Here is a 12,895-nt window from a genome sequence, read left to right on the forward strand (position 1 = left end):
ACGGGCGTGGCAGAGGGCCGGGGGTGGACGACCGCCCAGGCCCCGAGCCGCGCCCCAGGCCGCGGATTCTGTTCGTGATCAACTCGATCGGGAGCGGCGGCGCGGAGCGCGCGCTGGGCCGCATCCTCGACGCCGCCGGCGACCGGCGGGGCCGCTACGAGCTGCACCTGGCGCTGCTCGACCGCGAGCCGGAGATGCGCGCGCTGCCGATGCTCGACGGACGGCACCGGCTCGACGCGCGGGGCGGCCTGCTCCGGAGCGTCGTCCAGCTCCGCCAGCTGCTGCGCCGCCTGCGGCCGGTGCTGGTCGTCAGCTTGCTTGTGCGCGCCAACATGGCGACCGCGCTCGCGGCGCCGGCCGCCGGCGCGCGCGCGGTGCTGTGCGAGCGCATGCACCTGTCCTCACACCTGGCCGGGCGCTACCGGGGCGCGAAGCTCCGGGCGCTCCGCCTGCTCGCCCGGCGGCTCTACCGGCGCGCCGACCTCATGCTCGCGGTCTCGGAGGGCGTGCGGCGCGACCTGGTCGAGCGGTTCGGCATGCCCGCGGGCCGCGTGCTGACGATCGAGAACCCCTACGACGTCGACCGGATCGTCGCGGGAGGCGCGCGCGCGCCCTCGATCGCGCTGCCGCCCGCGTTCATTGTCGCGGTCGGCCGGCTGGTCGCCGCGAAGGGCTTCGCGCTGCTGATCGACGCCTACGCCCGCGCCGACCCGCCGCTGCCGCTGGTCGTGCTGGGGGAGGGGCCCGACCGCGCGCGCTTCGAGGCGCAGGCTGCGGCGGCGGGGCTGGGGGAGCGGATCCGCTTTGCGGGCTTCGTGGCCGACCCGTTCGCGGTCATGGCGCGCGCCGAGTTCCTGGTGTCCGCCTCGCACAACGAGGGCTTCCCCAACGCGATCGCCGAGGCGATGGCGCTGGGCGTGCCCGTGGTCGCCACCGACTGCCCGTCGGGTCCGGCCGAGCTCCTGGGCTCTGAGGCGGGGGCTCCGGGTGAGGTGGCGGAGGCGCCGTTCGGCCTCGTGGTGCGCGACGGCGACCGCGACGGGCTGGCGGACGCGATAGGGCGGATGGCCGACCCGGGCTTGCGCGCGCGGCTGGCGGCGGCCGGGCGGAGGCGGATCGAGGATTTCCGCGCCGAACGGATCGCGGAGCGCTACTGGGCGGCGTTCGACCGGTTCGCCAGCTGACGAAAGATGCGCAGGTGCGCCTCGACCGCGGCGGCGGGGTCGTAGCGCGCCGCGATCGGCGCGGCCGCGGGCCAGGGACCCTCGCGCGGGCCGGTCGCGGCGATCACGTCCGCGATCGAGTCCGTGTCGCCGACGGGGAAGTAGCGCTCGGGCGGCAGGCCGAACTCGCGATGCGCGGACAGGTCGGACAGCGCCACGGGCGCGCCCGCCGCCAGCGCCTCCAGGACCACCAACCCGAACCCCTCCATCTCCGACGCCTGCAGCACCAGCGCCGCGTGCGCGTAGAGCGCGGATAGCTCGTCGCCCGCGCGAAAGCCCAGGAAGCGCACGCCCGGCCCGGCGGTCGCATGGAGGTGCTCCTCGTACCGGCGGTCGCCGATCGAGCTTCCGACGATGACCAGCGGCAGCGCGCCCTCGCCCGCGCGGGCGTGCGCCGCGATCAAATCCTCAAAGCGCTTGGTCGCGTCCAGCCGGCCGACCGCGAGCAGGTAGCCGCCATGGACGAGGCCGTGCGCCGCCAGGAATGCGCGCCCGGCCTCGGCGTCCGTCGGGGCCAGGCCGTGGCGGATCACGACCGTCCGCTCCGCCGCGTCGGGATAACGGCCCAGGAACTCGGCCTCGAGCGCCGCGCTGACGCAGACCACCCGGTCGGCGAATCGGGCCGCGAAGCGCTCACCCAGGCGCAGGAACGTGCGGGCGGCGCGTCCCCATTTGGGACGCTGGAAGTCGGAAGCGTGGTGCGTCACCACCGCCCGCATGCCGAGCAGCCGGGCCAGCGGTGCGAAGAAGCCGGGCCCGATACCGTGGAGGTGCACGATCGCGGCGCGGAGCCGCCAGCGCGCGTACAGGACGGCGAGCGGCGTGTGGAGCAGCGTCTCGAGCGCGTCCTGCGGCGGCGACGGCAGCGCGACGCAGCGCGCCGGGCCCAGCCGGTCGCGGTGCGGGTCCATGTAGCGCCGCCGTCCGATCAGCGTCACCTCCAGGTCGGGCGCGGCCGCCGCCAGCTCCGGGTAGAGATGCTCGCAATGCGTCTCCACGCCGCCGATCACCCGCGGCACGCCGCGGAATCCGATCACCGCGAGGGGAGTGGACGACGGATCGTGGATCGCCTGCCGTTGCGTCCCCGTCATCGCAGAACGGCGTCGAACGTCGCCCAGTAGCGCTCGACCGCCCTGGCGACGCCGAACTCCTGCGCGCGCCGCCGTCCCGCCTCGCCCTGCGCCGCGAGCCGCTCGGGCGAGGCCTCCGCGTCGCGCAGCGCGGCCGCGAGCGCCTGGCGGTCGTCGACGGGCACCAGCGTGCCCCAGTCGGTGGCCAGCGTGCCCCGGACCTCGTGGCGCGGCCGGTCGGCGAGGATCTCCGACGGGCCGGAGGCGCAGTTGGTGGCGAGGACGGGCACGCCCAGCGCCATCGCCTCCACCAGCGCGTTGGGGAAGCCCTCGCCGTTGGACGCGCTGACGTAGAGCGCGGCGCGGGCCAGCACGGCGAACGGGTTCGGCCGGAAGCCGAGCAGGTGCACGCGCCCGCCGAACCCCAGCGCGGCGACCCGAGCCTCCAACGCTTCACGCTCCGGTCCTTCGCCCAGGATCACGAGCGGCATGTCGACGCCCGACTCGGCATAAGCCTCGACGAGGAGGCCCATGTTCTTGGTCTCGGTCAGCCGGCCCATGGCGGCGATGAAGGGCGTCGCGACCGGCAGTTTGGCCGGCTCGCGCCCCCGTGCGACGATCGCGTCGATGTCGACGGGGTTGGCGATCGTCACGATGCGCTCGCGCCGGACGCCGTAATTGGCGGCGAGGTCGTCCGCCACGCCGCCCGACACGGCGACCACGCGGTCGGCGTGGCGGTAAGCCGCGCGGACGAGCAGCCGGGCGAGCCGGTTGCCGCTCAGGTGCGCGGAGGTGTTGACGCGTTCGCTGATCACCACGCGCCGCCCGGTCAGCCTCGCCGCCGCGACCGCGATGATGTTGGCCCGGGTGAGGAAGCTGACGATGAGCGCCGGCCGCTCGCGCCGGACCAGCGCCAGCACGCGGGCGAGCCCCCGCGCGAGCGAGCCGCCGGTGCGCAGCCGCGCGACGGGCAGCCAGTCGGGCGCCCGGTACGCGTCCGGATCGTCGTCGAGCAGCGCCAGCGCGAAGGGTGCGTCCGCCATGCGCGGCCGGGACGCGGAGAGGAGCGTCAGCATGACGCGCTCCGCCCCGCCGCCCGCGAGCGAGTTGAGGAGGAAGCGGACCCGTGTCACCGCGCCGCCGCGCCGCATAGCCGGTCCATGATCGCCGCCGTCTCGGCCGCGATCTTGTCCCAGTCGTAGCGCTCGCGCACCGCCGCCCCGTCCACCGCGAAGGTTTCGGGCGGCAGGCGGAGCTTCGCCGCGAGCGCGTCCACCGATCCGACGGGGAAATGGTGGGACGCGGGCAGGCCGATCTCCCGGTTGGCGGCGATGTCGCTCAGGAGCGTGGGCGTATCCATCGCCAGCGCCTCCAGCGCCGCGATCGGCAGCCCCTCGTGGTGGGAGGGCAGCACGAACAAGGACGCGCCGGCGTAGAGCGAGCGCAGCGCCTCGTGCGGCTGGAAGCCCGCGAAGACCACCTGCGGCCCGGCGCGCTCGAGGAGGCGGCCGGCATAGGCGTCCGCATGGTCCGCACGCCCGGCGATGACGAGCTTGCGACCGTCGCCGGACGCCCGGTGCGCGTCGATCAGGTCGTCGAAGCCCTTTTCCGGCACCAGCCGACCAACGCCGAGCACATAGCCGCCCGGCTCCAAACCCAACCCCGCCAGCACGGCGGGGTCGGGATCGCGCGACGCTCGCGCGAAGGTGAGGCTCGCGCCGTTGGGTACGAAATGAATGCGGCCGGCGCTCCCGGGGAACCGGCGGCGGAGCGCCGTCGTCACGTCCTCCGACACGACGATGACCTCGTGCGCGTGGCGCACCGCCACCCATTCGGCGAACCGCAGCAGCGCCTTGGCGGGGCGGCTCCACTTGGCCCGGTCGTAATCGCGGCCGTGGTGCGTCAGCAGCACGCGCAGGCCCAGCGCGCGCGCCAGCGGCACCGCTAACCCGGGACCGATCGCGTGGAGGTGGACCGCCGAGCAGCGCCGGGCGAAGCGGAGATAGGCGACCGCCCAGAGCGTGTGCGCGATCGTCTCCAGATATTTGTTGCGGACCGCCCAGAGAGGCAGGAGCGAGACGCCCCGCCATTCCCGCGCGTCTCGGTCCACATAGGGCGCGCGCATCGCGACGGCGATGTCGCCGTCGGGCCTGAGCGCCTTCAACCGCGGATAGAGCTCCTCGGCATGGGCCTCGATCCCGCCCATCACCCCGGGTATCCCGCGCAGCCCCGCCACGCCGATCCTCGTCATGCGCGCCATTCGTCAGGCGCGCGGGTGGGCGGGAGCGGGGGTCGGGCGCATAGCGGGCACGATGTATCCCGCGCGCGCCGGCCCCGCAACAACGCGTCGTGGGCCGCCGCGGCGCGTCAGCGGATGACGACGGCGCCCAAGCCGAACACCGCCGCCCAGCCCAGCGCCCCCGCCGCGGCCGCCGCGAGCAACCGGCCGAGCGGCAGGCGGAGCGGGGCGGGCTCCGGCTTCATGAAGAATCCGCGCAGCGCCGCGTCCGACACGCGGCGCTGGAGGTCGCCCGCCGGGGTGGCGCCTTCGGGCGGCAACGGCGCGGCGGGCGCGCCGCCGCGCCGGGCGGTGCTGGGTATCGGATCGGCACGGGGCGCGTAAACTGGACTCATGTTAGTCGCCTTGACACTGTTCGAGGCGCGGCCTAGCCGGTCACCGGTTCTCCAACGCCGAAAAAAGGCGGCTTCCGTCAAGTTAACCATCAGTCGGGAAGGGTCGCGCAGCACAAAGATTCTCAGGGTGGGTCACCGGGCTATGCACGACCAAGAATTGCGGCATTTGGCGTTCGATCTGTACGGACGCGATCGTCACTAATTAATAGCGCGCGCCCGTTTCGTTCTGTTCTTCTGAAATGACGCCCGGCGGGCGGTTGTTCGATACGCTTCGTCGGTATTTCGGCCGGCGGGCCTAGCTCTTCTTGAAGAGGTGCTGCGCGGCCAAGCTCCGGCGCGCGCGTTGATCGCGGCTGCACGCTCTATCCTCAAGGTAGCCACTCAATAGCGTCGGCGTGGAACGGCTTGGGGAGCAGCGGATTCGAGGTTTCAGGACGTGCCCCATCGGGCAATGGTGGAAAGTTTCAACGTCTTTGAACGCAGAGTTGGATCTGCCCTCTCCGCCGACTATGCCGGGGGGTGTGGTGCAATCCTACGCCTAGGTGGTCGAGATTAACATGTTCAAGTCGCCATTCCATGTTCCTCAGGATCGCTTGCCCACCTTGGCGCAACCGCATACCCGGGGCTGTGCCCGAAGCTGGAAGGAGCTGCGACTTCTCCTCAGCGCCGATCTCTACCGATATCCAGGATCAGGAATGTTCAAGTGGCTGAAGCTGTTCTTATTTAACGCGGGCTTCAAGTACATCGCGCTTGTAAGGATAGTCGGTTTCTTAAAGGTTAACCGTATTACCAGATACGTTCTCTACCCTCCGGCGAAGCTGATCCTACTGCACTATAGGCATTTGTACGGCATGGCAATCGCCGAGTATGCAGATATCGGACCCGGCCTGTTCGTGACCCGCTTTGGAGGCATCTACATAAATGGTGATTGTCTACTCGGGGCGAACGTAAATCTCAGTCCTCTGATACTCTTTGGCCAGACAAATCGAGGAGAAGTCATTGGATCGCCTGTCATAGGTAATCGTGTATTCATCGCATCTGGAGCGAGGGTCACGGGCGCCATTACAATCGGCGATGATGTTGCGATTGGCGCGAACGCTGTAGTGGTGAAAGATGCTCCTCCAAGAGCGGTCCTTGCAGGTGTTCCGGCGAAGATAATCTCAGACCGTGGCTCTGAAGGGTACATTAATCGTCAAGTGCCGCCCGAGGTTATTGCAGCGTGTGCCCGAGCACGCCGCGACTCAGGTGGTCCTGATGCAATTTGGTATCCGCCAGATATGCTTGAGCAAGAGGCTTTATAGTAAATGAAATCACGGCCTCTCCAGTTCACGGGAAGACAACTTCGCAAAGTCAGATCTAGGGTCAGGACCTAATAACGCTGGTGTGGAACGGCTGGCGGCGTAGCGGATCCGGGGTGCCAGGAGGTGCCCTATGGCCGAGCTGTTCCTGCTGTCGGAGGCGCAGATGCGCCGCATCGAGCCGTTCTTTCCGTTGCAGCGCGGCTTGGCGCAGGTGGACGACAGGCGGGTGCTGTCGGGCATTATCTACGTCATCCGCAACAGGCTGATGTGGCGAGACGCTCCGCCTGCCTATGGCCCGCACAAGACGCTCTACAACCGCTTCGTTCGCTGGAGCCGGGTCGGCGTGTTCAATTGCATCTTTGCAGGTCTCGCGGCCGAGGGCGGCGCACCTGACCAGCTCATGGTAGACGCCACACACCTGAAGGCGCACCGGACTGCGGCTTCCCTGCGTAAAAAGGGGCTCTTCCGCGCCGTATCGGCCGCACCAAGGGCGGCCTGAATTCCAAGCTCCACGCTGTCTGCGACGAGTAAGGCCGGCCGCGGGTGCTGCTCCTGACGGAAGGCCAGGTCAGCGACTACAAGGGAAGCGCCACCATGCTGCCCGCCCCGGTGCTCATCGCCGACCGGGGCTACGACGCCGACTGGTTCCGTCAGGCGCTGCGTGCCCGCGGCACGCGACCGTGCATCCCCGGTCGCGCCGGCCGTTCACGCCAGGTCCGGCACGGCAAGAAGCTCTACCGCTCACGCCACAAGATCGAGATCATGTTCGGCCGCCTGAAGGACTGGCGACGCGTCGCCATCCGCTACGACCGATGCGCCCACACCTTCATGTCCGCTATCGCCCTCGCGGCAACGGTTATCTTCTGGCTACAGCGGTAGTGAGTTCTGAGCCTAAGCGAGAAAATTTTCGATTCAATGCCGTTTTAGATTAATTTGATACGTGGGATTGCTGACATTAAGTTCAGATTTTAGGATTTTATTAATTGGGCAAGATATGTTTCAGAACTCGCAAAAGGTCCTGCAAACGAGTCGTCAAGCAGTAGGAGTTCGGTCCCGGTAATTGGTATTGCGGGTTGCTGTTGAAGCAGTTGAGCTGGTCGGCCCACGTTTTGCAAATGGGTTCGTAGAGTTTGAGGCCGCGTAGGGTCTTTAGTCGGCGTGCGAAGTCGTAGGCGGCGATGAAGTCCTGGAGGTGCGTCTCGAGCTGCGCGTGCGTGTCGTAGTGGTAGCGCTTGACGATGGCTTCCTTGATGGTCCGGTGCATGCGCTCGACCTGCCCGTCGGTCCAAGGGCGCTGCACCTTAGTGAGCCGGTGCTCGATGCCGTTCTCTTCGCAGCACATGTCGAACATGTAGGTGCCTCACTGTGCTGTGGACCCGTCGAAGTATCTGGGCGGGAAGGTGAACCGGATCTCGTTGTCGGTCAGGACGGTATGTATGGTGTACGGCACGGCTGCGACCAGCGCTTCCAGGGACGCAAATGCGGAGACCCGGCTGGTGTTCTTGGTAAGCTGGACAAAGACGAATTTGAGTGTGCGATCGATGGCGACGTACTGGTAGAGCTCGACTTCGGCGGTTCTGACCTGGCGGTGTCGATATGAAAGTAGCCGATCGGGTAACGCTTCAACTTCTTTCGGGCCGGCCTATCGCCGTCGACCTCAGGCAGCTGGCTGATGCCATGCCGCTGCACACAGCGGTGGAGCGACGACCTGGTGAGGTGCGGGATCGTGGCCTGGAGCGCGTAAAGGCAGTCGCCAGCGGCAACAGCGTGTGCCGACGAAAGGCGACCACCACGGCTTCCTCTTCGACCGTCAGCGAGGTTGATCTAGAATCCTTCGGACCCGTGGGCAGGTCGGCCGTCGAGCGCCTCTTCCACCTGGCGACGGTCTTCTGGTTAACGCCGTGGCGCTTGGCCAGCGCTCTCAGGCTCAGTTCATTCCGCTATATTGCTCGACGGACAGCCGCTGTCGTCCGGGCGCTGCCGTGTAGAACCTGGCCCATAGTGCCTCCTTCCACTCGCGCGTAGATGGTGCACAATCAAAGCCTGGGATCAAACACCTAGATCACGCTGGGCGGCGCGCGCGTCGGTGATTGGAAGCAGGGCCGCTATCCCCGGCTCGGCGATGCAATTTGCGTGTTCGCGGGCGCCAAGCTCGTCGGTGACCTCTCGGCCGGCGACGGTACCGTGGTGGGCGCTAACGCCGTGATCCTGCAAGATGTACCCGCCTACCACAATGCGGTGGGCGTGCCGGCGCCCCAGATTGCTCGCCGGCCACGCCGTCGCGCTGCCGCCAGCGATGCGCGTCATTACTTAAGAGCGGAAGCCTGCCGCGTTAGGGAAAGCCGGGCGGCACTCGCCCTACGAAGGCGTCGGCCCAGCAGCGCATCATCTCGGTGGGCACCTGCCGAGTGATATAGCCGTGCGATCCAGCGGTGGAGGGGAGCTTTGCTAGCACCCCGCCGACGACGCCCATGGGCGGCACGTCTTTGGTGACCACCGCGTTCGAGCCGATCGAGCTGTCGTCGCCCACGCTGATATGGCTGACCACCTTGGTGCCCGCGCCCATGAACACGCAGTCGCCTAGCACCAGGCTGCCGCGCTGCGCGCCGCAACTCGCCTGGCCCAGCATGATGCCGTGCGTCAGGTTGCAGTTGCAGCCGATCACCGCACCGCCATTCATGTAAATACCGCCGAAGCGGTTGATGAACAGGCTGGACCCAATCAGCATGTATTCGGGCATTGCGAAGCCGAAATTGTATCGGCTGCGCAGCAGGACGAACTAGGCGAGCGGCTAAAGGCCAAAGGCCATCGCCAGCTTGGTGCGCAGCCAGCCGCATAGGCGCATCTGCACCGTATACTGTGGGCCGGCGTGAAGGAATATTGTTTCAGGAACGGTTGGCGCCCGTCCGCCCTTCATAGCGGTAGAGGTCGGCGGCCAGCACTGCGCGCAACGACCGGTACTGCTTGATGCAGCCGCGCCGGTGCGGCTTGCCCGCGTCGTTCAGCTCGGAGTCCCCGTCCATCATCGCCCGCCCCCATTCCGTGGGGACGGACGCTTGGCCCGGCTCCGACGGCTGTCAACGTGCGCCGGGGCCAGGGGGTAGAGCCCGCGTCCAGCGGCGGGGCGGCCGGTAGCGCGCAGGCGGGGACTGGGCTAAGGGTCGCCGCCTATGGAGACCACGTCCCTTCTCGCGCGCGCCCTGCCGGTGCTCGCGCTGGCGCCGCTGCTCATTCTCGGGCTGCTCGCCGTGCTAGCGCTGACCCGCAGGCTGCCGTCACCGGCGGGGCGGACGCTGGTGATCGTGGTCGGCATGCGCCCGCTCCTGTCGGCCGCGTGGCAGTTCACTTTCACCTCGTCGCCCGTCGGCCTCAGCTGGAACGCGCTCTCCTCCGTCCTTTTCTTCGCCGCCGGCCTGTTCGTGCTCAGGCGGCGCAGCATCTCGCTCCTGGTGCTCGCGCCATTCATCCCGCTGCTCGGGGTCGCGATGCTGAGCGGCGCGATGAACGACGCGCTGCCGGACCTGGCGACCTATGCGACCAAGCTCGGTTACCTCGTCGTGGTCGCGCTTCTAGTGGTGGACGCGTCGGAGCGCCACGGCGGCGACGCGGTGATGCGCACCCTGGCGCTGGCCCTGGCCTCGCCGCTGGTCCTGCAGATCGCAGGCCTGGCGCTCGGCATCGTCAAGCAGAGCGAGCTCGACGGGTCTGCCGCTTATATCGGCGGCTATCAGCACGAGGCGTCCTTCGCCGTCCTGCTGTGCGGGACCATGCTCGCGATCTGCCTCGTCCGGCGCTTCGATTTCCGGCTCAAGCTGGCGATGGTGGGATGGGTTCTGCTCGGCCTGCTGCTCGCCAACTACCGCACTGCGCTGCTCGCGATCGCGCCGCTCGTCGCCCTATCGCTGCTCGCGGACGGGGCGCGGCGCTTCCTGCCGGGCCAGCGCGCGATCATGGGCGCGATGCTGGCGGTGCTTGTCGCGGCCGCGGGGCTGGGCATGGCGGTGACGCTGCGGGAACGGTTCGCCGACCTGGGCGTGTTCGTCAGCCGCAATACGGAGCTGATCAAGCCGCCATACACCTTTTCGATCGAAGACCGGCACGTGTTGAACGGCCGCCCGCTCATCTGGAGCCAGTACTACTACGCCTGGGACGAGGGTACGACGATGCAACACGTCTTCGGGTTCGGTCCCGAGACCTGGACCGGAAACTTCCGCGTCTACGCCCACAACACCCTGGTGTCGGCGCTCTACGAGGTGGGCGTGGTCGGCGTCATCTGCTATCTGCTGCTCTGGGCATGGTTCCTGCTGCTGGCGTTTCTCGCGCCCGGTCCGGTGCGCGCCGTCCTGGTCGCGGCCCACCTCGCCTTTCTCCTGCTCAACATGGCGACCATGCCGATGTGGAGCATCGAGGGGCTGATCTACTACGGGCTGCTGTGCGGCTATACCGCCTACCAAGTGCGCGGCCGGCTGCGCGGGCCGGCGCGGGCACCGGTCGCGCCGCGCTTCGCCCGGACGGCCGCGGCGCGGGCCTGATCGCGATGCCGCGCGTGTCGGTGGTGATCGCGGCTTACAACGCCGCCGGCTATATTGAGCAGGCGCTGGACAGCGTGGCGGCACAGACAATGGGTGACTGGGAGGTGCTGGTCGCCGACGACGGTTCCGCCGACGACACCTGCGCGGTGGTTGAGCGCCGCGCCGCCGACGGACGCATCCGCCTTCTCCGCGCCGAGTGCAACGGCGGCCCCAGCGCCGCGCGCAACCGGGCGATCGACGCGGCGCGGGGCGACTGGATCGCGGTGCTCGACGCCGACGACCGCTGGCGCCCGAAACGGCTGGAGCGCATGCTCGCGGTCGCCGAAGGGGAGGGCGCGGCGATCGTCGCCGACAACTACGTCCGCTACGACGAGGGCGCGGGCCGCGAGCTCGGCGCGGTGCTGCCCGTTGACGACGGCGTCTCGGCCATCACGCCCGCGCGCTTCCTCGACAGCGAGCGCCCGTTCGGGAGCGTGCGCTTCGGCCTGCTCAAGCCGGTCGTCTCGCGCGCGTTCCTGAATGCGCACACGATCCGCTACCCGACCGAAATCCGCTACGCGGAGGACTTCCACTTCTTCATGCGCGTGCTGCTCGCGGGCGGGAAGGGCGTGCTCGTGCACGAGCCCTTCTACCTCTACACGCTGCCGCGGAGCATGGCGTCGAGCGCCGTCTCGGGCGGCACGCGCACCGTGCCCCGGCACGCCGACCGCTTGTGGATCGCCGACACGCTCCTCGCGCTCCACGGCGACGCCGCCCCGCCGGAGACGCGCGCGGCGCTCCACCGCTACCGCCGGAGCATGCGGACGCTGGGCGAGGGGCATCGCGTCCACGACCTGTGGCGGAGCGGCCGCCGCGCCCGCGCGCTGCTGCTGGCGGCGACGCGCCCGCTGGCGGTGCTGAGCTACGGCTGGACGCTGCCGAGGGCCAAGCGGCTGCGCGCCCGCCTGCGCGGGCGCTAGGCCGCCCCGCGCTCCAGCCGCTCGTAGATGGCGTTCACCTCCGCCGCCTCGCGGGCGGGGGCGAAGTCGGCGGCGATCCGCGCGCGCTCGGCCGGCGTCGCGGCGACCGCGCCCGGGTTCTCGAGGATTTCCAGCGCCGCAGCGGCGAAGGCGGCCTCGTCGGCGTCGATTGCGACGAGCCGCCCGCCCGGCCAGCGCCGCCCGATCTCGCCATGGCCCGCGTCGTCGGTGGCGATCCAGGGCGTGCCGAGCAGCGCGGCCTCGATCGGCGTGCGGCCGAACGGTTCGTTGATCGCCGGCGCCATCAGCAGGTCGAGCGCCGCGATGTTGTCCTCCGCGGGCATCATGAACCCCGCGAACGTCACCCGGTCGGCGATCCGCAGCTCGGAGGCCAACGCCTCCATTTCCGGCACGTCCACATCCCCCTTCCGCCCGAACAGGATGAAGCGCTTGGGACCTTCCTCCGACCGCATGGCAGCGGCGGCGCGCAGGAAGAACTCGGGCCGCTTGCGGTGCCATAGATTGCCGACGAAGCCGATCAACGTCTCCGCGGGGTCGATCCCCAGCTTGCCGCAGACGCGCGCGCGGGCGGCCGCGCAATCGAACGGCTCGGGCACCTCGATCGGGTTGAGCACCACCCGCAGCCGCTCCGGCGACACGAAGGAGAGCGGCGCGCGGCACGTCTCTGACACGGCGATCACCGCGTCCGCCCGCCCGATCAGGAAGCGATAGGGGAGCACCATGCGGTTGAGCGCGTGGTGGTGGTACACGATCCGGCCGCCGAGCAGCTTGGCGAGCAGCCCGAACGACTGGATCGCGACGATCTCGTTGGCGTGGACGATGCAGCGGCCGATCCGCCGCATGATTGCTAGCCGCGCGGGCAGCCGGCGCAGCATCCGCACGGGGCTGCGCCGCTCCTTCAGCGACGCGTGCGCCCAGGCGATCTCGCCCGTGTCGACCACCTCGATCCCGCGCCGCCGCGCCTCGGCGGCGATCGGCGTCTCCGCCGCGCACAGGAAGATGCAGCGCCGCCCATGCCCCGCCTGGAGCGCGGCCGCGAGCTCATAGGTGGCCACGTGGCTGCCGCCGATGTCGTGGCTGGAGAACGGGAACACGATGGGTAATGGCGTCACGGCTGATCCCCCGGCTGACGTCGCCCGCGATCCACGCCGCGCA

General features: G+C 69.2%; 12 protein-coding genes and 2 pseudogenes. 5 read left to right on the forward strand and 9 right to left on the reverse strand.

Going from position 1 to position 12,895, the window contains the following annotated elements; genetic code table 11:
- The first annotated feature begins 74 nt into the window (after window positions 1–74).
- Window positions 75–1,184 carry a glycosyltransferase gene (locus tag CKY28_RS17745; protein ID WP_141243997.1) on the forward strand — a complete coding sequence of 370 codons (1,110 nt, stop codon included), beginning with the start codon at window positions 75–77 and terminating at the stop codon, window positions 1,182–1,184.
- Here CKY28_RS17745 and CKY28_RS17750 read toward each other — a convergent pair.
- The 4 genes from CKY28_RS17750 to CKY28_RS17765 form a co-directional block, all read right to left on the reverse strand.
- Window positions 1,151–2,314, reverse strand: coding sequence for a glycosyltransferase family 4 protein (locus CKY28_RS17750; protein ID WP_095999736.1), 1,164 nt, complete (start codon window positions 2,312–2,314; stop codon window positions 1,151–1,153). The genes CKY28_RS17745 and CKY28_RS17750 overlap by 34 nt on opposite strands.
- The gene (locus tag CKY28_RS17755; protein WP_095999737.1) at window positions 2,311–3,444 is read right to left on the reverse strand and encodes a glycosyltransferase; all 1,134 of its coding nucleotides are present in this window, start codon (window positions 3,442–3,444) and stop codon (window positions 2,311–2,313) included. The genes CKY28_RS17750 and CKY28_RS17755 overlap by 4 nt, the downstream gene beginning before the upstream one ends.
- Window positions 3,423–4,544: a glycosyltransferase family 4 protein gene (locus CKY28_RS17760; protein WP_095999738.1), complete on the reverse strand. Its 1,122-nt coding sequence runs from the start codon at window positions 4,542–4,544 to the stop codon at window positions 3,423–3,425. Before CKY28_RS17760 ends, CKY28_RS17755 begins: the two co-directional genes overlap by 22 nt.
- A 116-nt stretch (window positions 4,545–4,660) precedes the next feature.
- On the reverse strand, window positions 4,661–4,927 hold the full coding sequence (locus tag CKY28_RS17765) for a hypothetical protein (protein WP_095999739.1): 267 nt from the start codon (window positions 4,925–4,927) through the stop codon (window positions 4,661–4,663).
- A gap of 695 nt (window positions 4,928–5,622) precedes the next feature.
- Between CKY28_RS17765 and CKY28_RS17770 the strand changes: the two genes are divergently transcribed.
- A complete protein-coding gene (locus CKY28_RS17770; RefSeq protein WP_245841922.1) occupies window positions 5,623–6,228 on the forward strand; it encodes a serine O-acetyltransferase in 606 nt (201 codons plus the stop codon).
- A gap of 130 nt (window positions 6,229–6,358) precedes the next feature.
- A pseudogene (locus tag CKY28_RS17775) lies at window positions 6,359–7,107 on the forward strand (IS5 family transposase).
- Window positions 7,108–7,207: 100 nt separating this feature from the next.
- Here CKY28_RS17775 and CKY28_RS17780 read toward each other — a convergent pair.
- The 4 genes and pseudogenes from CKY28_RS17780 to CKY28_RS19205 form a co-directional block, all read right to left on the reverse strand.
- Window positions 7,208–8,228: pseudogene (locus CKY28_RS17780) on the reverse strand (IS481 family transposase).
- Window positions 8,229–8,277: 49 nt separating this feature from the next.
- Window positions 8,278–8,535, reverse strand: a complete 258-nt coding sequence (locus CKY28_RS18880; protein WP_095999740.1) for a hypothetical protein — start codon at window positions 8,533–8,535, stop codon at window positions 8,278–8,280.
- Between the two features lie 25 nt (window positions 8,536–8,560).
- Window positions 8,561–8,968 carry an LbetaH domain-containing protein gene (locus CKY28_RS19200; RefSeq protein ID WP_245841923.1) on the reverse strand — a complete coding sequence of 136 codons (408 nt, stop codon included), beginning with the start codon at window positions 8,966–8,968 and terminating at the stop codon, window positions 8,561–8,563.
- Window positions 8,969–9,113: 145 nt separating this feature from the next.
- Entirely contained in the window at window positions 9,114–9,254 is a 141-nt protein-coding gene (locus CKY28_RS19205; RefSeq protein WP_245841924.1) for a hypothetical protein, read from the reverse strand.
- Between the two features lie 144 nt (window positions 9,255–9,398).
- Between CKY28_RS19205 and CKY28_RS18885 the strand changes: the two genes are divergently transcribed.
- Both CKY28_RS18885 and CKY28_RS18890 read left to right on the forward strand, forming a co-directional pair.
- Window positions 9,399–10,760 carry an O-antigen ligase family protein gene (locus tag CKY28_RS18885; RefSeq protein ID WP_176473184.1) on the forward strand — a complete coding sequence of 454 codons (1,362 nt, stop codon included), beginning with the start codon at window positions 9,399–9,401 and terminating at the stop codon, window positions 10,758–10,760.
- A 5-nt stretch (window positions 10,761–10,765) separates the two neighbouring features.
- Window positions 10,766–11,719, forward strand: a complete 954-nt coding sequence (locus CKY28_RS18890) for a glycosyltransferase family 2 protein (protein WP_176473185.1) — start codon at window positions 10,766–10,768, stop codon at window positions 11,717–11,719.
- Here CKY28_RS18890 and CKY28_RS17800 read toward each other — a convergent pair.
- Complete coding sequence (locus CKY28_RS17800; protein WP_095999741.1) at window positions 11,716–12,852, reverse strand: glycosyltransferase family 4 protein; 1,137 nt, start codon at window positions 12,850–12,852, stop codon at window positions 11,716–11,718. The two genes, CKY28_RS18890 and CKY28_RS17800, sit on opposite strands and share 4 nt — an antisense overlap.
- Window positions 12,853–12,895 lie beyond the last annotated feature (43 nt).

It is taken from the genome of Sphingomonas lenta, assembly GCF_002288825.1.
Taxonomy (GTDB): Bacteria; Pseudomonadota; Alphaproteobacteria; order Sphingomonadales; family Sphingomonadaceae; genus Sphingomonas; species Sphingomonas lenta.

Coding starts and splice junctions, on each gene's coding strand:
- CKY28_RS19200 (WP_245841923.1), bottom strand. CDS start 8,968: ATGCCCGAATACATGCTGATTGGGTCCAGCCTGTTCATCAACCGCTTC.
- CKY28_RS17755 (WP_095999737.1), bottom strand. CDS start 3,444: ATGCGGCGCGGCGGCGCGGTGACACGGGTCCGCTTCCTCCTCAACTCG.
- CKY28_RS17760 (WP_095999738.1), bottom strand. CDS start 4,544: ATGACGAGGATCGGCGTGGCGGGGCTGCGCGGGATACCCGGGGTGATG.
- CKY28_RS17770 (WP_245841922.1), top strand. CDS start 5,623: ATGTTCAAGTGGCTGAAGCTGTTCTTATTTAACGCGGGCTTCAAGTAC.
- CKY28_RS17750 (WP_095999736.1), bottom strand. CDS start 2,314: ATGACGGGGACGCAACGGCAGGCGATCCACGATCCGTCGTCCACTCCC.
- CKY28_RS19205 (WP_245841924.1), bottom strand. CDS start 9,254: ATGATGGACGGGGACTCCGAGCTGAACGACGCGGGCAAGCCGCACCGG.
- CKY28_RS17765 (WP_095999739.1), bottom strand. CDS start 4,927: ATGAGTCCAGTTTACGCGCCCCGTGCCGATCCGATACCCAGCACCGCC.
- CKY28_RS18885 (WP_176473184.1), top strand. CDS start 9,399: ATGGAGACCACGTCCCTTCTCGCGCGCGCCCTGCCGGTGCTCGCGCTG.
- CKY28_RS18880 (WP_095999740.1), bottom strand. CDS start 8,535: ATGACGCGCATCGCTGGCGGCAGCGCGACGGCGTGGCCGGCGAGCAAT.
- CKY28_RS18890 (WP_176473185.1), top strand. CDS start 10,766: ATGCCGCGCGTGTCGGTGGTGATCGCGGCTTACAACGCCGCCGGCTAT.